Annotated in this window: 20 protein-coding genes; 11 read left to right on the top strand and 9 right to left on the bottom strand. The window is 74.5% G+C overall.

Annotation, left to right across the window (positions count from 1 at the left end; all coding sequences use genetic code 11):
• Positions 1-78 precede the first annotated feature (78 nt).
• Genes ABZS80_RS21815 through ABZS80_RS21800 form a run of 4 tightly spaced genes read right to left on the bottom strand, consistent with a single transcriptional unit; the run spans position 79 to position 2,360 of the window.
• Positions 79-828, bottom strand: a complete 750-nt coding sequence (locus ABZS80_RS21815) for an SDR family oxidoreductase (protein WP_355058446.1) — start codon at positions 826-828, stop codon at positions 79-81.
• Positions 829-878: 50 nt separating this feature from the next.
• Positions 879-1,307 carry a DUF3140 domain-containing protein gene (locus ABZS80_RS21810; protein ID WP_355058444.1) on the bottom strand — a complete coding sequence of 143 codons (429 nt, stop codon included), beginning with the start codon at positions 1,305-1,307 and terminating at the stop codon, positions 879-881.
• Positions 1,294-1,512: a DUF2945 domain-containing protein gene (locus ABZS80_RS21805; protein ID WP_151464712.1), complete on the bottom strand. Its 219-nt coding sequence runs from the start codon at positions 1,510-1,512 to the stop codon at positions 1,294-1,296. Before ABZS80_RS21805 ends, ABZS80_RS21810 begins: the two co-directional genes overlap by 14 nt.
• A 41-nt stretch (positions 1,513-1,553) precedes the next feature.
• A complete protein-coding gene (locus ABZS80_RS21800; protein WP_355058442.1) occupies positions 1,554-2,360 on the bottom strand; it encodes a class I SAM-dependent methyltransferase in 807 nt (268 codons plus the stop codon).
• Positions 2,361-2,731: 371 nt separating this feature from the next.
• On the opposite strand from ABZS80_RS21800, the gene rpsA reads away from it, so the two are divergent.
• Complete coding sequence (gene rpsA / locus ABZS80_RS21795) at positions 2,732-4,216, top strand: 30S ribosomal protein S1 (RefSeq protein ID WP_151464714.1); 1,485 nt, start codon at positions 2,732-2,734, stop codon at positions 4,214-4,216.
• A gap of 155 nt (positions 4,217-4,371) precedes the next feature.
• A complete protein-coding gene (coaE, locus tag ABZS80_RS21790) occupies positions 4,372-5,550 on the top strand; it encodes a dephospho-CoA kinase (protein ID WP_355058439.1) in 1,179 nt (392 codons plus the stop codon).
• Positions 5,551-5,556: 6 nt separating this feature from the next.
• On the opposite strand, the gene ABZS80_RS21785 is transcribed toward coaE, so the two are convergent.
• Positions 5,557-7,236 carry a hypothetical protein gene (locus ABZS80_RS21785; RefSeq protein WP_355058437.1) on the bottom strand — a complete coding sequence of 560 codons (1,680 nt, stop codon included), beginning with the start codon at positions 7,234-7,236 and terminating at the stop codon, positions 5,557-5,559.
• 425 nt (positions 7,237-7,661) lie between these two features.
• Between ABZS80_RS21785 and uvrB the strand changes: the two genes are divergently transcribed.
• The 4 genes from uvrB to ABZS80_RS21765 all read left to right on the top strand — a co-directional run bounded on the left by uvrB (position 7,662) and on the right by ABZS80_RS21765 (position 12,032).
• Positions 7,662-9,770 (top strand): excinuclease ABC subunit UvrB, encoded by a 2,109-nt coding sequence (gene uvrB / locus ABZS80_RS21780; protein WP_355058435.1) that lies wholly within the window; start codon positions 7,662-7,664, stop codon positions 9,768-9,770.
• A gap of 25 nt (positions 9,771-9,795) precedes the next feature.
• The gene (locus ABZS80_RS21775; RefSeq protein ID WP_355058433.1) at positions 9,796-10,659 is read left to right on the top strand and encodes a helix-turn-helix domain-containing protein; all 864 of its coding nucleotides are present in this window, start codon (positions 9,796-9,798) and stop codon (positions 10,657-10,659) included.
• Between the two features lie 24 nt (positions 10,660-10,683).
• Positions 10,684-11,052, top strand: coding sequence for a VOC family protein (locus tag ABZS80_RS21770; protein WP_355058431.1), 369 nt, complete (start codon positions 10,684-10,686; stop codon positions 11,050-11,052).
• An 80-nt stretch (positions 11,053-11,132) separates the two neighbouring features.
• Positions 11,133-12,032: a DUF5753 domain-containing protein gene (locus ABZS80_RS21765; RefSeq protein WP_355058429.1), complete on the top strand. Its 900-nt coding sequence runs from the start codon at positions 11,133-11,135 to the stop codon at positions 12,030-12,032.
• 119 nt (positions 12,033-12,151) lie between these two features.
• Here the strand turns inward: ABZS80_RS21765 and ABZS80_RS21760 are convergent, their stop codons facing one another.
• Positions 12,152-12,445 (bottom strand): antibiotic biosynthesis monooxygenase family protein, encoded by a 294-nt coding sequence (locus ABZS80_RS21760; RefSeq protein WP_151464525.1) that lies wholly within the window; start codon positions 12,443-12,445, stop codon positions 12,152-12,154.
• Between the two features lie 106 nt (positions 12,446-12,551).
• Here ABZS80_RS21760 and pnuC point away from each other — a divergent pair, with 106 nt between their 5' ends.
• The 3 genes from pnuC (at position 12,552) to ABZS80_RS21745 (ending at position 15,647) form a co-directional block, all read left to right on the top strand.
• A complete protein-coding gene (gene pnuC / locus ABZS80_RS21755; RefSeq protein WP_355058427.1) occupies positions 12,552-13,205 on the top strand; it encodes a nicotinamide riboside transporter PnuC in 654 nt (217 codons plus the stop codon).
• Complete coding sequence (locus tag ABZS80_RS21750) at positions 13,202-14,284, top strand: AAA family ATPase (protein WP_355058425.1); 1,083 nt, start codon at positions 13,202-13,204, stop codon at positions 14,282-14,284. The genes pnuC and ABZS80_RS21750 overlap by 4 nt, the downstream gene beginning before the upstream one ends.
• Positions 14,285-14,648: 364 nt before the next feature.
• Complete coding sequence (locus ABZS80_RS21745; protein ID WP_355058423.1) at positions 14,649-15,647, top strand: TerC family protein; 999 nt, start codon at positions 14,649-14,651, stop codon at positions 15,645-15,647.
• 57 nt (positions 15,648-15,704) lie between these two features.
• Here ABZS80_RS21745 and ABZS80_RS21740 read toward each other — a convergent pair whose 3' ends face one another.
• Positions 15,705-16,622 (bottom strand): NlpC/P60 family protein, encoded by a 918-nt coding sequence (locus ABZS80_RS21740; RefSeq protein WP_355058421.1) that lies wholly within the window; start codon positions 16,620-16,622, stop codon positions 15,705-15,707.
• Between the two features lie 43 nt (positions 16,623-16,665).
• The gene (locus ABZS80_RS21735; RefSeq protein WP_355058419.1) at positions 16,666-17,763 is read right to left on the bottom strand and encodes a dipeptide epimerase; all 1,098 of its coding nucleotides are present in this window, start codon (positions 17,761-17,763) and stop codon (positions 16,666-16,668) included.
• Positions 17,764-17,807: 44 nt separating this feature from the next.
• On the opposite strand from ABZS80_RS21735, the gene ABZS80_RS21730 reads away from it, so the two are divergent.
• On the top strand, positions 17,808-18,605 hold the full coding sequence (locus ABZS80_RS21730; protein WP_355058417.1) for a tyrosine-protein phosphatase: 798 nt from the start codon (positions 17,808-17,810) through the stop codon (positions 18,603-18,605).
• Between the two features lie 3 nt (positions 18,606-18,608).
• Here ABZS80_RS21730 and ABZS80_RS21725 read toward each other — a convergent pair whose 3' ends face one another.
• The gene (locus tag ABZS80_RS21725) at positions 18,609-19,475 is read right to left on the bottom strand and encodes a serine hydrolase (RefSeq protein ID WP_355058415.1); all 867 of its coding nucleotides are present in this window, start codon (positions 19,473-19,475) and stop codon (positions 18,609-18,611) included.
• A 66-nt stretch (positions 19,476-19,541) separates the two neighbouring features.
• Between ABZS80_RS21725 and ABZS80_RS21720 the strand changes: the two genes are divergently transcribed.
• Positions 19,542-20,207 (top strand): methyltransferase domain-containing protein, encoded by a 666-nt coding sequence (locus ABZS80_RS21720; RefSeq protein ID WP_355058413.1) that lies wholly within the window; start codon positions 19,542-19,544, stop codon positions 20,205-20,207.
• Positions 20,208-20,225 lie beyond the last annotated feature (18 nt).

Here is a 20,225-nt window from a genome sequence, read left to right as displayed (position 1 = left end):
GGTGGCGGCTTCACCCCGGCCGGGTCATCCCCACCTCGCCGATCCGGCGCGGCCGGTCACCGGAGCCTGCCCGGCCCGTCACGCGACCAGCGCCCCGCCGTCCACCGGCAGCACCACGCCGGTGACGAACGCCGCCGCCGGGTCGCAGAGCCGCAGGATCGCCCACGCTACGTCCTCGGGCCGGCCGAGCCGCCCGAGGGGCGTGTGGTCGAGCTGCCAGCGGCGTACCGCGGCGCGCTGGTCCGGGGAGAGGCCCTGGTGTTCGCCGATGGGTGTGTCGATGGCGCCCGGGGCCACCGCCACGACCCGGACGCCGCGCGGGGCCAGCTCCACCGCCCAGCTGCGGGTCAGCGAGTCGAGGGCGGCCTTGCCCGCCGCGTACACCGAGCTGCCCGGCCAGGCGCGCTGGCCGACGGTGGTGGTGACGTTGACGATCATGCCGCGGGTCGCGGCCAGCGGCTCGACCGCGGCGTGCGCCAGCCGGATCGGCGCCACCAGGTTCGTGTCGAGCTGGCGGCGGGCCGCCCGCTCGTCCAGCCCGGCGAGCGGGCCCCCGCCGGCGATTCCGGCGTTGTTCACCAGCACGTCCAGCCGGCCGTACCGGTCGAGGGCGGCACCGACCACCCGGGTCGGCGCGTCGGCGTCGGTCACATCGGCGGTGACCGGGGTGATCCGGGGATCGTCGGCGGCGGTCTCCGCCAGTGGCCCGGGCCGCCGGCCCACGGCGAGGACGCGGGCGCCCGCGGCGCCGAAGGCTCGGGCCGTGGCCCGGCCGATGCCGGTGCCCGCGCCGGTGACCACCACGACCCGCTGCTGTTCCTCGTTCATGCCGCCGATCGTCCGACCCTGCCGTCAGTGACAGGGTCAAGCGCGCGACCTCAGCGTCCCGGCCCCCGGCGCTCCTTCGGCGGGGTGCCGTGCCGTTCGAGGGCCTTGCGGGACGGGCCGCCGGGCGGCGGGAGCGGGCCCTTGACCGGGTCGTGGCCCCAGTTCATGAGGGAGTACCGCCACCGCGTCCGGCGCACGTCGCCGCTGGGTCGCTGGGCCATGTGCCGCCGGACGTACCCGACGACCTTGCGCATGTGCTTGTAGTCGGCTGCGGTGAGCTGGTCGCGCTTGCGGCGCAGCAGGTCGATGATCCGCCGGCCGGACTCGTGGCCCACCGATTCGCCGCCCCGGGTGCCCTTGCGCCAGCCGACGTGCTTGGACTCGTCGGTCTCCAGCCACGTCTGGAGTTCGCCCGGCTTCATGTTCACCGCGTCGGTGAACTCCCGGTACGTCTGCTGCGGGTCGTCACCTCGGCTCATGGCGCAGCACCTCCGGTCGGTGGGCGACGTCCCGGCCCGAGTCGTCGTTGCGGATCCGGTACTGCGGCTCCTCCGGCGACGCGTTCACCGCGTGCCCGCGTACGTGCGTGCGGTCGACGAGCTTCTCCTTGACCACGCCGTACGCCCGGCCGCTGTGGCTGGCCCAGGAGACGTGGTCACCGCTGCGGAACTCCTTCTCGGCCATGCACTCGGCGTACCCGGGCCGGGTGAGCGGAAACGACGCCCTCAGCCGGCGGCCGGCTTCTCCGCCACGAAGATGGCGGTGCCGGGGAATAGCCGGCCGCGCAGCGGGCTCCACTGCCCCCAGATCCCCTCGTGTCCCGCCGGCCACTCCGGTTCCACGAGGTCCAGCAGGCGGAAGCCGGCGCCGACCAGTTCCCGGATCCGGTCGCCGAGCGTGCGGTGCTGCTCGACGTACGTGGCCACGCCGTGCTCGTCCTGCTCGACGTAGGGGGAGCGGTCGAAGTAGGAGTGCACGGCGGTCAGCCCGCCCCCGCCCGGGTCGTCCAGGAAGATCCAGCGCATCGGGTGGGTGACCGAGAAGACCCACCGGCCGCCCGGGCGCAGCACCCGGGCCACCTCGCGCATCGCCGCCGCCGAGTCGTCCACGAACGGGATCGCGCCGAACGCCGTGCACACCGTGTCGAAGGCGGCGTCGGCGAACGGCAGGGCGAGGGCGTCGGCCTGCACGAGCGGCACGCGTACCCCGGTGCGGGCGGCGGCCTCGGCGGCGTGCCGCAACATGCCCGCGGACAGGTCCAGGGCGACCGGCCGGGCGCCCTGCGTGGCGAGCCAGCGGGCGGCGGCGGCCGCGCCGCAGCCGAGTTCCAGGATCCGGCGGCCGGTCACCTCGCCGAGCAGCCGGGCGTCGGCCTCGCGCAGCCCCTCCGGGCACCAGACGAAGTCCACCTCGCCGAGGAACGCGCCGTGCTCGGCCTGGTAGGCGTCGGCGTCGGCGTCCCACCAGCCCCGGTTGGCGCGGCGCACCTCGCCGGCGCCCACCCGGCGCCGGGTCACCCTGTCGTCGTCCACCCGCCCACGCTAGGCCCCGGGGCGCCGGCTGCGGCGGGCGGGCCGCTCCCCGACGGCGCTGTGGCGGGTGGGACAGATGTGACGGACGAGACAGCTGTGGCACCTTACCGCGCGAAATCTCCGCTTTCGCAGCTGGCGAGCCCGAGGAGACCTGGGAGGGCTTGCACGCTGTGGTAATGCAGCGGGTAGGCTAGACGATGCGCTCGCGGATCGTGTGCCTCGGCAGGGAGCAGGTGCGCGGTCACCGGAGCCACTAATGATCTTCTCATGGCGATCGTTCGGTGTGCCCGGCGACGGATCCGCTGGCGCGGACAGGTCACCGCGACGCCACGCCTGCTGTGACAACCCATCCGACCGGAGCAACCGCCCACATGACGAGCAGCATCGAGGCCCCCTCGAGCGCCAACAAGGTCACGCACGACGATCTCGGTTCCGAGGAAGCTTTCCTCGCCGCGATCGACGAGACCATCAAGTACTTCAACGACGGCGACATTGTCGAAGGCACCGTCGTCAAGGTCGATCGGGACGAGGTCCTGCTCGACATCGGCTACAAGACCGAGGGCGTCATCCCCTCTCGGGAGTTGTCGATCAAGCACGACGTGGACCCCGCCGAGGTCGTCTCGGTCGGTGACCACATCGAGGCCCTTGTTCTCCAGAAGGAGGACAAGGAGGGGCGTCTGATCCTCTCCAAGAAGCGGGCGCAGTACGAGCGGGCCTGGGGCACGATCGAGAAGATCAAGGACGAGGACGGCGTCGTCCGCGGCTCGGTCATCGAGGTCGTCAAGGGTGGTCTCATCCTCGACATCGGCCTGCGCGGCTTCCTGCCCGCCTCGCTCGTCGAGATGCGGCGGGTCCGTGACCTGCAGCCGTACGTCGGCCGCGAACTCGAAGCCAAGATCATCGAGCTGGACAAGAACCGCAACAACGTGGTCCTGTCCCGCCGGGCCTGGCTCGAGCAGACGCAGTCCGAGGTGCGCACCGAGTTCCTCAACAAGCTGCAGAAGGGCCAGGTCCGCAAGGGCGTCGTGTCCTCGATCGTCAACTTCGGCGCGTTCGTCGACCTGGGCGGCGTGGACGGCCTGGTGCACGTCTCCGAGCTCTCCTGGAAGCACATCGACCACCCGTCCGAGGTCGTCGAGGTGGGCCAGGAGGTCGAGGTCGAGGTCCTGGACGTCGACCTGGACCGCGAGCGGGTCTCGCTGTCGCTGAAGGCGACCCAGGAGGACCCGTGGCGTCAGTTCGCCCGCACCCACGCGATCCAGCAGATCGTGCCGGGTAAGGTCACCAAGCTCGTGCCGTTCGGCGCCTTCGTCCGGGTGGACGACGGCATCGAGGGCCTGGTCCACATCTCCGAGCTGGCCGAGCGCCACGTGGAGATCCCGGAGCAGGTCGTGCAGGTCGGCTCCGAGGTCATGGTCAAGGTCATCGACATCGACCTGGAGCGCCGCCGGATCTCGCTGTCGCTCAAGCAGGCCAACGAGGGCTTCGTCGAGGGCGAGGAGCACTTCGACCCGACCCTCTACGGCATGGCCGCGACCTACGACGACCAGGGCAACTACATCTACCCGGAGGGCTTCGACCCGGAGACGGGCGAGTGGCTCGAGGGCTACGACAAGCAGCGCGAGACCTGGGAGCAGCAGTACGCCGAGGCGCGCCAGCGCTGGGAGGCCCACACCAAGCAGGTGCAGACCTCCCGGGCCGCCGACGCCGAGGCCGCTGCCAACCCGGCCCCGGCCGTCACCGGCACCACCACCTCGACCTCGGCCCCGAGCCGTCAGGCCGAGGAGCCGGCCGGCACGCTTGCCACCGACGAGGCGCTCGCCGCGCTGCGGGAGAAGCTCGCCGGCGGCAAGTGACCCGGTGACGACCACGGCTCGGCACGTCCGAGCCTGGCGCAGTCGCTGACGGGCCCCGTCCCCGCGATCCGGTTCCACCGGGTCGCCGGGGGCGGGGCCCTCGCCATGTCCGGGGCAGGTTGGCACCGGAAACGGCGATCGGGTTGACTGTCCCGGTGCTGAGGGTGGGGTTGACCGGCGGGATCGGGTCCGGCAAGAGCGCGGTGTCCAGCCGGCTGGCCGCGCTCGGCGCGGTGGTCGTCGACGCGGACCGGATCGCCCGCGAGGTGGTCGCCCCGGGCAGCGAGGGCCTCGCCGAGATCGTGGCGACCTTCTCCGACACGGTCCTCGACGCCGACGGGGCGCTGGACCGGGCCGCCCTGGGCGCCGTGGTCTTCGGCGACGAGGCCGCCCGCCGCCGGCTGGAGGCGATCACCCACCCCCGGGTCCGCGCCCGCACCGCCGCGCTGGTCGCCGCGGCGCCCCCCGACGCCGTCGTGGTCAACGACGTGCCGCTGCTGGTCGAGGTGGGGCTCGCGCCCACGTACCACCTGGTGCTCGTGGTGCAGGCGGCCGTGACCACCCGGCTGGAACGGCTGGCCCGCGGCCGCGGCGTGGACCGCGCCGAGGCCGAGCGGCGGATCGCCGCGCAGGCCGACGACGCGCGCCGCGCGGCGGTGGCCGACGTGCTGCTCGGCAACGACGGCACGCTTGCCGACCTGCACGCCGCCGTGGACGCCCTCTGGCACAGGCGACTGCTGCCCTACGAGCGCAACGTGCGGGAGCGCCTCGCCGTGCGGCCCGAGCAGGTGGTGCTCACCGAACCCGACCCGACCTGGCCCCAGCAGTACGCCCGGCTGGCCGCCCGCATCCGGCACGCCGCCGGCGCCGACCTGCGGATCGACCACATCGGCTCCACGGCCGTGCCCGGGCTGGCCGCCAAGGACGTCATCGACATCCAGCTCACCGTGCCGTCGCTCGCGGAGGCGGACGGTCCGCTCGCCGACCGGCTCGCCGACGCCGGCTTCCCCCGGCTGCCCGGCGAGTGGTGGGACAACCCCCGTCCGCCCGGCAGCCGCCGCGGGGCGAAGCGGTTGCACGGCAGCGCCGACCCGGGCCGCCCGGTGCACCTGCACCTGCGGGTGGCCGACTCGCCCGGCTGGCGGTACGCGTTGCTGATGCGCGACCACCTGCGCGCCGACCCGGAGCAGCGGTCGGCGTACCTGCAGGTCAAGCAGGAGCTGGCCGCCTCGGCGCCGGACAGCGCCACCTACGGCACGCTGAAGGACCCCTGGTTCGACGAGGAGCACCTGCGGGCCGAGGAGTGGGCCGCGCGGACCGGCTGGCGGCCCTGAGCCGGCTCAGGGGCGTTTCGCCGGCCGGCTGACCGTCCGCTCGGCGCCGGGCAGCGCCGGCACCCGCCCGGGCGCGAGGTCCAGCCGGATCCAGACGCCCTGCCCGGTCCGCAGCTCCAGCCGGCGCGGCAGCCCGCCCCGGTCGAGCCACCAGCGCAGGCCGTCGCGTACCTCGATGACGTCCACCGTCCGGTCCGCCACCCGGTCGTCGCGGATCCGGACCGCCGCGGCGGCCGTGCCGCCACCTCGCAGCGCGGTGTCCAGCAGCCGTTCCACGTCGTCGCGGGGCGGTCGCCCGGCCACCCGGACCAGGCCGGCCGGCGCGGGCAGCGGCGGGGCCGCCGGACCGTCCGCCGGCAGCACGAGCCGGGCCACGTCTCCCGGCCGCGCCCGCAGCAGCGTCCGGCGTCCCGGGTCGTCGCCCTCCACCGAGAGGTACGCGGCGGAGCCCGCCCAGCTCACCCACCCGGTGCCGCGCAGGTCGGCGGAGGGGGCGGACAGGGTCAGGTCGGCTCCACCGGCCGCTCGCAGCCGGGCGGGCAGCCGGGCCAGCCGGTCGGCCTCGGCGTCGGTGACTGCCCGGGGCAGCCCGGGACGCCCGCCGAGCGCGTCCACCGGGCGCAGCGTGGGACGGTCGGTGCGGGCCAGCTCGACGGTCACCGCGGTCCCGTCCGGCAGCCGCCCGGCCAGCCGGTGCAGCCGGGCGTCCCGGTCGACCCAGAGGCGGGGCTGCCGGTCCCGCGGGGTGCTCGGGCCGCCGGCCGGCCGGAGGGCGGTGAGCGGGGCCTGGAAGACGTCCACCGGTACCCCGTGGACGGTCTCCCCGCGCAGCCAGCGGGCCTCAGGTTCGGCCGCGTCGACCCGGGCGGCGCCGAGCCCGAGCAGCAGGTCCCGCACCGCCGGCAGGCCCCGCCCGGCCGGCAGCTCCCGCAGCCGCCACCGGTCGCCCGGGGGCACCAGCGGGGGCGGCGCCGGGGCGGGCGTCGCGGTGAGATCGGGCCGCACGAGCAGCGTCGACGCGGTCGCCTGCACCAGGCCCCGTTCGGCGCCCGCCCCGGGGCCGCTGACGTCCAGGTAGACCAGGGGCCGGGCCCAGTCGACCCAGCCGACCAGCTCGGTACGGCCACCGCCCTCACCCACGATGACCCGGACCCCGGCGCGGACGTCCCGCTGGTTGGTGACCCGCAGGGCGGCCAGCCGGTCGGCCTCGGCCGCGGTGAGCGGGCGGGCCGTCCCGGTGGGCCCGGCCGGCTCGGGCGACCAGCTCAGCAGCCCGGCGACCAGGGCGGCCGCCGAGGCCGTGGCGGCGGCCGCGAGCGCGATCAGGGCGGCCCGGCGGCGGTTGGGTCGGTCGGGTGGGTCGCCGGTCCCGTCCAGCTCGGGGACGCCGGTCGGCTCGAACGGGTCGGCCGGCCGTTCCGCCGCGGCGGGGTCGGCGCGCGGGCGGCGGCCGGCGGCGCTCGCGGGTCGGCCGGTCGCGGCGCCGGCACGGCGGTGACCGCGGCCGGGTTCGCGGGGGACGGCCGTCGCACCGGGCAGGGTGGGGGCGTCGAGGATGCTCTGGCCGGCGGGCGTTGCTCCACGCCGCCGCGAGCCGGTCGACCTGCCGCTGGTGCCGGCCGGTGGGTCGCCACGATCCGCAGGGTCCCGCCCGGTGGGCGCCGCGTCGGCGGGGGAAGCGGGCACGGCGTCGCCTGCCGGCCCGGGTGCGGCAGCGTCGGAGGGCGGGGCGGGGCCGGTGTCATCGGTGGGGAGGGGGCCGGTGTCGCGGGTGCGAGCGCGTCGCGGCCGGCGTCCGGGAGAGGTCTCCACGAGTGCACAACGCCGCTGCCGGGTTTCGGTGACGAGCAGGGGCGCTCGCGGCGGCCGGTCAGCGCGTCGAGCGCGACCACCTCGGGTGCGCACGCCGGTTTCTCGGGTGCTGCGACCCCCGGTGCCGGGGGCGGCCGGGCCCCGGAGGGGCGGCCACCTTGCCCGGTCGGCCGCCGCGAGCGGCCTACGGTACGAGGGTAGTCCGGTGAGATGAGCCACACAATGGGAATATCGAAGCCGATCAGGGACGGTGCGCGCTCGGCCCGGAAGTGTCGGACGTCCGGCGTACCGTTGAGGTCATGGCGCTCGACATTCCCCGGCTCGACGGCCGCTTCCAGGTCGTCAGCGAGTTCCAGCCGGCCGGCGACCAGCCGGCAGCCATCGACGACCTTGAGCGTCGGGTGCGACGCGGCGACCGCAACACGGTGCTGCTCGGTGCGACCGGCACCGGCAAGAGCGCCACCACGGCGTGGCTGGTCGAGCGGCTGCAGCGGCCCACCCTGGTGCTCGCGCCCAACAAGACCCTCGCCGCGCAGCTCGCCAAGGAGTTCAGCGAGCTGCTGCCGCAGAACGCGGTCGAATACTTCGTCTCCTACTACGACTACTACCAGCCCGAGGCCTACATCCCGCAGACCGACACCTACATCGAGAAGGACTCCTCGATCAACGAGGAGGTCGAGCGGCTGCGGCACTCGGCGACCATGTCGCTGCTCACCCGCCGCGACGTGATCGTGGTGGCGACGGTGTCGGCGATCTACGGCCTGGGCACCCCGGAGGAATACCTCGACCGGGCCGTGCGGGTGGCCGTCGGGCAGGAGCTCGACCGCGACCAGCTGCTGCGCCGGCTGGTCGACATCCAGTACACGCGCAACGACATGGCCTTCCAGCGCGGCACCTTCCGGGTCCGCGGCGACACGCTGGAGATCATCCCGGCCTACGAGGAGCTGGCCGTCCGGATCGAGCTGTTCGGCGACGAGGTCGAGAAGCTCTACTACCTCAACCCGCTCACCGGTGACGTCGTCAAGGAGGTCGACGGGCTTGTCATCTTCCCGGCGACCCACTACGCGGCGGGCCCGGAGCGGATGGAGCGGGCGATCCGCGACATCGAGGCCGAGCTGGCCGAGCGGCTGGCCGAGCTGGAGCGGCAGGGCAAGCTGCTGGAGGCGCAGCGGCTGCGGATGCGCACCACCTACGACATCGAGATGATGCGCCAGGTCGGGTTCTGCTCCGGCATCGAGAACTACTCGATGCACATGGACGGGCGGTTGCCGGGCAGCCCCCCGCACTGCCTGCTCGACTACTTCCCCGACGACTTCCTGACCGTGGTCGACGAGTCGCACGTGACCATCCCGCAGATCGGCGGCATGTACGAGGGCGACGCCTCCCGCAAGCGGATGCTGATCGACCACGGCTTCCGGCTGCCCAGCGCGGCCGACAACCGGCCGCTGCGCTTCGACGAGTTCCTGGAGCGGGTCGGCCAGATGGTCTTCCTCTCCGCGACCCCGGGCCCGTGGGAGCTGGAGCAGGCCCAGGGCGAGTTCGTCGAGCAGGTGATCCGCCCCACCGGCCTGATCGACCCCGAGGTCGTCGTGAAGCCCACCAAGGGCCAGATCGACGACCTGATGCACGAGATCAAGCTGCGGACCGAGCGCGACGAGCGGGTCCTGGTCACCACGTTGACCAAGAAGATGGCCGAGGACCTCTCCGACTACCTGCTGGAGAACGGCATCCGGGTGCGCTACCTGCACTCCGAGGTCGACACGCTGCGCCGGGTCGAGCTGCTGCGCGAGCTGCGCAAGGGCGACTACGACGTGCTGGTGGGCATCAACCTGCTCCGCGAGGGCCTCGACCTGCCCGAGGTCTCCCTGGTGGCGATCCTCGACGCCGACAAGGAGGGCTTCCTGCGCAGCGGCCGGTCGCTCATCCAGACCATCGGCCGCGCGGCCCGTAACGTCTCGGGCCAGGTCCACATGTACGCCGACAAGATCACCCCGTCGATGGCCCAGGCGATCGAGGAGACGAACCGGCGCCGGGCCAAGCAGATCGCCCACAACGAGGCCAACGGGATCAGCCCCGAGCCGCTGCGGAAGAAGATCCACGACATCCTCGACGACATCTACCGCGAGGCCGAGGACACCGAGAACAGCCGGGTCGGCGGGGCCGTCCGGCAGCTGTCGCGGGGCAAGGCGCCGGTCAAGGAGACCCGCAGCCGCAGTCGCGGCGGCGCGGCGACCCCGTCCCGGGAGGGCATGGCCCGGGCCGACCTGGCCAACCTCATCCAGGAGCTCAACGACCAGATGCTCGCCGCCGCGCGGGAGCTGCAGTTCGAGCTGGCCGCCCGGATCCGCGACGAGGTCGCCGACCTGAAGAAGGAACTCCGCGGGATGGACGCCGCCGGGGTGAAGTGACGGCCCGGGACAGGGGGAGGCCGGCGTGCTCACCGAGGCCGTGATCGGGCTCCCCGACCCCCGCCTCCGGCCCTACGTCGATCGCTACCTGGGCTACCGCGAGCGCTCGGCCGGCCCGCTGGTGCGCCGGGAGGCGGCCGGCGCCTTCGTGGTGCTGATCCTCGGGTGGGGCGCCCCGCTCGATGTCACCGACCCGCGGGCCGCCGACCGGGGTGCGCACGGGACGAGCGCCTTCCTGGCCGGGCCGTTCGACGGCTGGTGCGCGACGCGCACGGCCGGCGAGGGCGCCGGGGTGCAGGTGCTGCTGGCCGCCCCGGCCGCGCGCCGGCTGCTCGGGCTGCCGCTGGGCGAGCTGGCCAACCGCGCGGTTCCGGTCGACCGGCTCGGCGGGTGGCTGGTCCGGCTCCGCGACGACCTGGTCGAACTGCCCGACTGGGCGGGTCGGTTCGCCCGGCTCGACGCCGCGTTCGCCGGCCGGCTGGCGGTGACCGGGCCGGTCGATCCGCGCCTGGTGGGGGCCTGGCGGCTCCTCGACGGCAGCGGCGGGGCCCTGGGCGTCGGCGCGCTGGCCGAGGAGGTCGGGTGGAGCCGCCGCCACCTGGCGGTCCGGTTCCGGCGGGAGTTCGGCCTCCCGCCGAAGACCGTCGCCCGGCTGCTGCGCTTCCAGCGGGCGTACGCGGTGGCGGGCCGCACGCTGGTCACCGCGCCGACGGTGGCCCCACCCCCGAGCGGCCGACGGGGTGACGCGGATCGGGGCGGGGACGGGTGGGCCGAGCTGGCGGTGCGGTTCGGCTACTACGACCAGTCGCACCTGATCCGGGAGTTCCGCGAGTTCGCCGGGGCGACGCCCGCGGCGCTGGCCGGGTCACATTCGTCCAATCCGGCCTGACGCCCAGGCGGCAGACTCGGAGTCATGCGAAGCATCTACCCGGTCCTCCGGTATCCCGACGCCCGCGCCGCCGTCGACTTCCTCCGGTCCGCGTTCGGCCTCACCGTCCACGAGGTGCACGAGGGGCCCGACGGCGCGGTGCGGCACGCCGAGCTCGGCTACGGCGACGGTCTCGTCATGCTCGGGCCGGGGCCCGCCCCGGCGACCCGGCCGGCCGACGACGACTACCGCGTCTACGTGGCCGTGGACGACGTCGACGCGCACCACGCGCGGGCCCGGGCGGCCGGCGCGGAGATCGTCCGGCCGCCGTTCGACACCGACTACGGCTCCCGCGACTACGTGGCCCGCGACCTGTCCGGCCTGGTCTGGTCCTTCGGCACCTACCGTCCTTGACGGCCGCCCATAGCTCTGTGCGAGCAAGGTATTGCCCTGAGTGACGGTCATGCGTACTCTCCCACGGTGGGGAGGCGCACATGCCGTTGTCAGCAAGTCCTGTGGTCCGGCGGGTGCGGCTCGGCGCGGAGTTGCGCCGGCTGCGCCGCCGGGAGTCGCTCACCCTGGAGCAGGTGTGCGGCCGGCTCGGCTGGGCGTCCACATCGAAGCTGTCCCGCATCGAGCTGGGGCAGAGCCGGCCGGATCTGGCCGACGTGCTGGACCTGCTCGACGTCTACGGCGTGCCACCCCACCAGCGGGACGAGCTGATCGTCATCGCGCGGGACGCCGCCACCGGCCGCGGCTGGTCCAGGGCGCTGGGCGAGATGGGGGAGCGGCAGCGGTCGTACGCGGAGCTGGAGGCGGGCGCCGTCCGCATCGTGGACTATCAGCCGGCGCTGGTGCCCGGGCTGCTCCAGACCCCCGAGTACGCCCGGCTGCGGGTGTCGGCCGGAGCGCTGCTCGCCGACGACGTCGACGTGGAGGCCGACGTCCGGGCCCGCGTGGTGCGCCAGGAGGTGCTGCGCCGGCCCGACCCGCCGCACTACACCGCGCTGATCGACGAGCGCGTCTGCGATCCGGGCGGCCTTCCCGCCGAGGTGTGGCGGGACCAGCTCCGGCATCTGGCCGTCCTCGCCGAATGGCCGCACGTGACCGTCCGGCTGCTGCCCCGCGAGGCGTCGTCCTACGGCGATCTGCACCCGCTCGCGCCGTTCTCCTACTACGCGTATCCGGACCCGGCCGACCCGCGCACGGTGCTCGTGGAGACGCTCACCACCGACCTGCGGCTGGTGACCGAGGCGGACGTCGCCCGCTACGAGCAACTGGTCGACTGGCTGCTCGTGGCCGCGCTGCCGGAGGCGGAGACAATGGCGCTGCTGACCCGGCGGCTCAGCCCCGCGCCGGTGCCCCGGCCCCGCGAACCCCACGAGCCCGACTGAGCAGGCCGGTCAGCCCGGCGCGGCGTGTGGCGCGTGGCCGCCGGGTCCGGCGCCCCCGATGCCCGTCGGAACCGGCGGCCGGCGCGTCGAGCGCACGCTATGCCCGGGGTACGACAGCCTCAGGCCGGCACGTCGAGGAAGTGCTCGACGAGCGGCGGGCCGGCGAAGTGCGGGCCGATCAGCTCCCGCCACCGCGCGAAGCGCTCGCTCTGCCGGAAGTTGACGTCGTGCGCCTCGACCGAGTCCCACTCGACCAGCAGCACGAACCGGGACGGCGACTCGACGCCGCGGGTCATCCGCACCGAGCGGCAGCCCTCGGTGCCGGCGAGGATTGGACGCGCCTGCGCGTACGCGGCGGCGAAGTCGTCCTCGTGTCCGGGCGAAACGTCGATCAGCGCGACCTCAAGAACCATGCCGGAAGCCTCGCACGGCGGCCGCCGCCGGGTACGCCCCGGGGGGCTGTTCCCCGCGCCACACCCCCTCTAGGGTGTGCGCTCGGGAAACGGGGGAGGGACACACATGCTCGACTGGCTCACCGCCACGGCGTTCACCGTCCTGGGCGCCGGCACCACCTGGGCCGAGCTGCTCGGCTTCGCCACGGGTGTGGTCAACGTCTGGCTGGTTGCCCGGCAGCACATCGCCAACTGGCCGATCGGCATCGCCAACGTGCTGCTGCTCATGCTGCTGTTCTGGACCGCCGGCCTGTACGCCGACGCCGGCCTCCAGATCGTCTACGTCGTCCTCGGCCTCTACGGCTGGTGGCACTGGCTCGTTGGCGGGGAGCGGCGCAGCCGGCTGACCGTGGCCCGCACCGGCCGGCGGGAGTGGTGGGCGTTCGGCGTGGCCGGGGTGCTGCTCACCGCCGGGTTGTGGGCGCTGCTGGACCGGGCCACCGACTCCACGGTGCCGCTGGCCGACGCGGTCACCACCGCCCTGTCGCTGCTGGCCACCTACGGCCAGACCCGCAAGCTGGTGGAGAGCTGGTGGCTGTGGATCGCCGCCGACCTGATCTACATCCCGCTCTACGCGTACAAGGGACTCTGGTTGACCGGTGGCCTCTACCTGATCTTCCTGGCGCTCTGCGTGGTCGGGCTGCGGGAGTGGCGGGCGGACCTGCGCCGGCGGTCGGCGGCGACCCCGGTGCCGCCCGGCCCGGCTCCCGTCGCCGCGTGAGCGCGGGGAGCGGGCCGGGTCGGGAGTTCCGGCACGGCCTGGTGGTGGGCAAGTTCTACCCGCCGCACGCCGGGCACCACGCGCTCGTCGAGGCCGCCGCGGCCCGCTGCGCGGCCGTCACCGTGGTGGTCGCACCGTCCCGGCGCGAGTCGATCCCGCTCGACCTGCGGCTGGCCTGGCTGCGCGAGGCGCACGCGGCCACACCGTGGGTGCGGTTCGTCGGCCGGTACGACGACCATCCCGTGGACTACGCCGACCCGGCGGTCTGGGACCTGCACTGCGCGGTGTTCGCCGACGCGCTCGGCGGGGAGCCGGTGGACGCGGTCTTCTCCTCCGAGGCGTACGGCGCGGAGTTGGCCCGCCGGTTCGACGCGGTCGCGGTCTGCGTGGACCTGGACCGGCGGGTGGTGCCGGTCTCCGGCACCGCGGTGCGCGCGGACCCGGTGGCGCACTGGTGGCGCCTGAGCCCGCCGGTGCGGGCCTGGCTGGTCCGCCGGGTCGTGGTGGTGGGTGCCGAGTCCACGGGCACCACGACGATGGCGGCGGCGCTCGCCGCCCACTACGGCGCCCCCTGGGTCCCCGAGTACGGCCGCGAGCTGACCGAGCGCAAGCTGGCCGGGCTGCGGCAGGTCCGGCCGGAGGCGACGATCTTCGACGTCACGTGGGACCGGGCCGACTTCGTCGAGGTGGTCCGGGAGCAGCAGGCCGCCGAGGATGTGGCGGCCCGCACCAGCGGCCCGCTGCTGTTCTGCGACACCGACGCGCGGGCCACCGCGATCTGGGAGGAGCGCTACCTCGGGTCCTCGTCGGAGGCGGTCCGGGCGGCCGCCCGCCGGCCGGCGCTGTGCCTGCTGACCGACCACGAGGGGGTGCCCTTCGCCGACGACGGCCTGCGCGACGGGGAGCACCTGCGGGCCTGGATGACCGGGCGGTTCCGCGAGGAGCTGGCCGGCTGCGGGGTGCCGGTGGTCGAGCTGCGCGGGCCGCACGAGGAACGCCTGGCGGCGGCCGTCGCCGCCTGCGACGCCCTGCTGGCGGCCGGGTGGTCGTTCGCCGACCCGCTGATCCCCGCGTCGTAGAGCGCCCGGGCCCGCACGCCGACGTGGCCCACCCGGGCACCTAGCCTCCTAGGACGCCCTGCGCCGCGAGACCTGCCCCACACCAGAACACCCTTACCCCGGCAAAGGGGACCCCGAAGATGCGGCGGCCCGGGACGATGGTGAACAATGGCGGCCGAGGAGGGGAGTATTCCCTCGCGACGGAGTCGTCAGCACGGAAGCGCGCCGGACCCCCGGTGGCGCGACCCGGCTCCGTCGGTCAGCGGTCCTGTGGGGCCGGTGGCGGAAGAGACCTCCGACAGTCACCAGAGTCAGCGTCGACGCACCCCGGCCCCTCACCCGGCGTACGGTGTGCCCGACGCTGTGTGTCTGCCGGAGGATGGATTTGAACGTGTCCGGATGGGTGTGGGCGGGAACCCTGGTCGCGATGACCGCGGTCCTGCTGGTCGACCTGTTCATCATCGGTCGCCGCCCGCACGAGCCCAGCGTCCGCGAGTCGAGCCTGTGGGTCGGCTTGTACGTGGGGCTGGCCCTGCTCTTCGGCGCGGGCCTGTGGCTCGCCTCAGGCCCCAGCATCGCGGGCCAGTTCTACACCGGGTGGCTCACCGAATACAGCCTCTCGGTTGACAACCTCTTCGTCTTCGTGATCATCATGGGGCGCTTCGGGGTGCCCCGGCAGTACCAGCAGAAGGTGCTGCTCGTCGGCATCCTGCTGGCGCTGGTCATGCGGGGCGGTTTCATCGCCGCCGGCGCCGCGCTGATCTCCCAGTTCTCCTGGGTGTTCTACATCTTCGGCGCGTTCCTGATCTACACGGCGGTCAACCTGGCCCGCCAGGGGGAGCCGGACGAGGACGAGTTCAGCGAGAACCTGCTGATCCGGTGGAGCCGCAAGGCGCTGCCGCTGTCCCGGGACTTCGACGGGGCGCGGATGACCACCCACGAGAACGGGCGGCGGCTGTTCACCCCGATGCTGGTCGTGATGATCGCGATCGGCACCACGGACCTGATCTTCGCCCTCGACTCGATCCCGGCGATCTTCGGCATCACCCAGGAGCCGTACCTGGTCTTCACCGCGAACGTGTTCGCGCTGATGGGGCTGCGGCAGCTCTACTTCCTGCTCGGCGGCCTGCTGGACCGGCTGATCTACCTCAGCTACGGCCTGGCCGTGGTGCTCGGCTTCATCGGGGTCAAGCTGGTCCTGGAGGCCCTCGCCGACAACAACCTGCCGTTCGTCAACGGCGGCGAGCACGTGGGCTGGGCCCCGCACATCCCGATCTGGCTGTCGCTCACCGTCATCCTGGGCACCCTCGCCGCGGCCACGGCGGCCAGCCTCGTCAAGTCGTCGCGCGACCGGCGCCGCGAGCTGGCCGAGGCCCGGCGCTGACCGGACCGCACGAAAAAGGGGCGCCCCCGGTCGGGGCGCCCCTTTCGGCGTACGGGGTCAGATCCGGTGGGCGCCGACCAGGGTGGCCTCCCGGTCCGGGGGGAGCCGCTCCTCGACGACCAGGCGCTTCACGTAGCAGGCGTGCAGCATCCGCCGTACCTCGCCCTGCGGCTCGGTGCTGACGATGCCGACGTGGTGGATCCGCCGGCCGGGCCGGGCGAAGAAGTAGAGGTCGCCGGGGCGTTCCTCGCCCAGCGCCAGGGGCGTGGTCGCCTCGGCCTGGTCGTCGGCGTCCCGGGGCAGGGTCAGGCCGTGCCGGCGCCAGGCCAGGTGCACCAGGCCGGAGCAGTCGATGCCGTCGGTGGACAGCCCACCCCAGATGTAGATCAGGTCGCGCAGCCGCTCGGCGAGGGCGAGCACCTCCTTGGCCTCCGGCCGCTCGGCGGGCAGCGGGACCAGGTCGCCCTCCGGGGCCCAGAGCGGCTCGGACCTTCCGGGCGCGAGCACCGGCCGCCAGCCGTCCACGGGCCGCCCGGCCGGCGTGAGGCGGGTGCCGAGGACCACGCCGGCCAGGGCCGGCGGGCCGTCGGGGGCGGTGCGCAGCGCGGTGTGGACGGTGTCCACGACCAGCGGGGTGGCCGGTGGGCCAGGCTTCGCCGGGGCAGCGAGCTGGGCGGCGGGCAGCCACCCCGGGTAGCCGCGGACGTCGAGCTTGGCGGCGGGCTGCGCCAGGGCGACGACGTGGGCCCAGCCGTCCGCGCGAAGCTCGGTGACCCGCACCCGCTCGCCGAGCAGCAGCTGGGTCAGGACGCAATCGCCGACCTGCTGGTCACGGTCCATGCCGGCGATCCAGGCGGCGACGTCCGGCGGATCACCCAGCGCGGGGCGGTCGACGGGACGGACCGCCTCAGGGCTGGCCCAGAGGGTCGCCACCGGGACCCGGACGACGGCCTCGCGGCCCGGTTGAAGCTCCATGCCCACCCCCACTTCACGACCCTATGAAAAATTCCAACGGCACTCAACCACGCGGTTGAACCTTTGCTTCATTCACGTTGGCGATGCCGAGCCCGGGCGCGTCCGGCAGCACGACGGTCGCGCCGTCGTACCGGATCCCGCCTGCGACCGGCGACCAGGCGAGCCACCAGGCGGCGTCCAGGTCCGACACGGCCGTGGTGCCGTAGGCGGCGACCAGGCTTGCCGCCGCGCCGAGGCCCACCTGGCTTTCCATCATGGAGCCGACCATGGTGCCCATGCCGTGCGCGGCGGCCAGGTCGAGCAGCGTCCGGGCGGTGTGCAGGCCGCCGCACTTGGCCAGCTTCACGTTGACCATGTCGGCCGCCCGCCGGCGGATCACCTCGACCAGGTCGCGCAGGTCGAAGACCGACTCGTCGGCGAGGATCGGCAGCTCCACCCGGTCGCTGACCCAGGCCAGCCCGTCCAGGTCGCGCCGGTGCACCGGCTGCTCGACCAGCTCGACGTCGAGCCCGGCGTCCTCGATCCCGCGGATCACCCGGACCGCCTCGCGCGGGGTCCAGCCCTGGTTGGCGTCCAGCCGGATCCGCACCTCCGGCCCGACCGCGGCGCGGACCGCGCGCACCCGGTCCAGGTCGCCCCGCGCGTCGGTGCCGACCTTGAGCTTCAGCACGGTGAATCCCTCGGCCCGGCGCCGGGTGGCCGCCGCGGCCAGGTCCACCGCGTCGCCCGCGGCCAGCGTGACGTCCGTCGGGACGCGCAGCGTGGTGCCCCCGAGCAACCGCACCAGGGGTACGCCGAGCCGCCGCGCGGCCAGGTCGTGCAGGGCCACGTCGACGGCGGCGCGGGCCGACTCGTTGCCCACCACGGCGCGGCGCACCTCGGCGCAGCGGGCCTGGAGGTCGTCGGCGTCCCGCCCGGTCAGCAGCGGCCCCAGCAGGTGCTGCACGCACGCCTCGGCGCCGGCGATCGACGCGCCGGTGACCTGCCAGACCTGCGGCGCCTCGCCGAAACCCGACCGCCCGTCGGTGTCCACCACCTCGACGACCAGGGTGTCCACGGTGGTGGTGCGGCGCAGCGCGGTGACGAACGGGGTGTGTAAGGGGGCCGAGAGCCGGTGGGTGCGTACCGCGGCGATCGTCATGTGCGGCACCCTATACGGAGCTGGCGGCGAACAGGGGAGGGCCGATGATCGGGCGGGACTGGGAGCTGGTGGGCGCGCCGAACGCCCGTGACCTGGGCGGGCTGCTCACCGCGGACGGGCGGCGGGTACGCCCCGGGCGGCTGATCCGCACGGCGGCGCTCGGCCGGCTCACCGACGAGGACCTGCCGGTGCTGGCCAAGCTGGCCCCGGCCTGCGTGGTGGACCTGCGGCACGCCACCGAACAGGCGGTCGCGCCGCCCGACCGCCTGGCCGGCGAGCCGCGGGTGGTGCACCTGCCGGTCTACGACGCGGCCCACCCGGTGTTCACCTACGTCTCGGCGGTGCTGCTCGGCCACGACCTCGACGCGTACGAGGAGTTGGCCCGGGACGGCATGCCGGGGGCGATGGCGGGGATCTACCGCTGGTTCGTCACCGGGGAGTCGGCCCGGGAGGGCTTCGGGACGGCGGTGTGGCTGGCCGCCGACGGGGCGAACCTGCCGCTGCTGTTCCACTGTTCGGCCGGCAAGGACCGCACCGGTTGGCTGTCGGTGGTGCTGCTCACCGCGCTCGGCGTGGACGAGCCGGTGATCCGCGCCGACTACCTGCGGCACAACGAGCTGACCGAGAGCCTGCGGGAGGTGCTGCTGGCCGCCATGACCCGCCGCCGGCCGGACCTCGATCCGGCGGTCGCCCGGCCGCTGCTGGAGGTGCGCCCGGAATACCTGGACGCCGCCTACGACGAGGTGCGCCGGGTGCACGGCACCTTCGACGCGTACCTGCGCGACGGCCTCGGGCTGACCGACCGGACGCTGGCGGCGCTGCGCGCGAACCTGCTGGAGTAGCCCTCAGCCGGCCAGGTCGTGCCGGGCGGCCCAGACCCGCGCGGAGACGTGCGCGATCAGGCGGCACGCGTCGTCCTCGACCTCCTCGCCGCTCGGCCCGCCGTCGGCCAGGTCGGTGGTGGTGCAGACCACGACGGCGTACGGGGGTGCGTCGTCGGGGAAGACCACGCCGGCGCCGTGCCGGATGCCGCGTACCCAGCCGTTCTTGTGCGCGATCCGGGTCCCCTCGGGCAGGCCGGCGGCGAGGTCCTCGCGGTGCTCCTGGGCGAACAGCACGTCCAGCATGGCCGCGCAGCCGGCTGGCGGGGCGAGCGGGCCGGGTCGGCCGGCGCCGAGCGCCAGGCCACCGAGCAGCGCCGCCAGGTCGGCGGCGGTGACCAGGTTGTCGATGCCGGCGTCGCGGGCGGCGAAGTCCTCGATGCCCCGGCCGGTGACGCTGTGCCGGGCCCCGGCCAGCGTCCACGCCTCGGCCACGGCGGGCAGCCCGACCTGACCGATGCAGATGTTGGTGGCCAGGTTGCTGGAGCGGACGATCATCCGTTCGGCGAGCCAGCGCAGCGGCGCGGTGCCGCCCACCCGTGCCCAGACCGCGTCGTCGTTGTCGTAGTGCTGGGCGTTGGTGAACCGGGGCGCGCCGGGCAGGGCGGAGTCGAAGCTGTTGCGCACCGGGATCGGCGCGTCCAGGTCGAGGCGGCCGGCCTCGGCGGCGCGGTGCAGCGCCACCAGCACGGCGACCTTCATGGTGCTGGCCGCGTAGTGGGTGGCGTCGGCGTGCCGGGTCCAGGTGGGCGCCGCGCCGAGCCGCCCGACGTACGCCGAGACGGTGCCGGGCACCTTGTCCAGGTGCGCGTCGAGATCCTCCCAGGTCATGCCGGTGACCGTAGCGGATCGTCACGGGGGCTGCGGTCCGGCCCGTGCCGCGTCTAACGTGCGGAGATGACGACCGCCGCGTACGACGCCATCGCCGACTGGTACGACGACTACGTCACGACCACCGCCACCGACTACAGCGACCGGGTCCGGTCGGTGCTGGCCGAGCTGCTCGGTCCCGGCGCCGGGACCTGCCTGGACCTGTGCTGCGGCACCGGGGCGCACGCCGCCGAGCTGCGCCGGCTGGGTTGGCAGCCGGTCGGGGTGGACCTGTCGGGTGGGCAGTTGCGCCACGCCCGGGGGCGGCTCCCGGTGGCCCGGGCCGACGCGACCGCGCTGCCGCTGCCGGCCGGCGCCCTGCCGGCGGTGACCTGCCTGCTCGCCCACACCGACATGCCCGACTACCCGGCGGCGATCGCCGAGGCGGCCCGGGTGCTGGCGCCCGGCGGGCGGCTGGTCCACGTCGGCGTGCACCCCTGCTTCGTCGGGGCGTTCGCCGACCGCTCCGAGCCGGGCCGGGCCGTGATCGACGGCGGGTACGCCGAGCGGGAGCGCACCTTCCGGTCCTGGAACTCCACCGGTGTGCGTGCCCGGGTCGGCGCCTGGCACCTGCCCCTGGCCGACCTGCTCAACGCCGTCACGGCCGCCGGCCTGACCCTGACCGCCGTCCGCGAGTCCGGCCCCGGCCCCGTCCCCGACATCCTGGCCCTCCAGGCCACCAGACCCGCCTGATCCGGGAAGGGCGGAGCC

This window comes from Micromonospora sp. NPDC005305 (assembly GCF_040607315.1).
Classification (GTDB): domain Bacteria; phylum Actinomycetota; class Actinomycetes; order Mycobacteriales; family Micromonosporaceae; genus Micromonospora.
The sequence above is the reverse complement of the archived record's forward strand: the minus strand, read 5'-3'. Positions and strand labels throughout refer to the sequence as shown.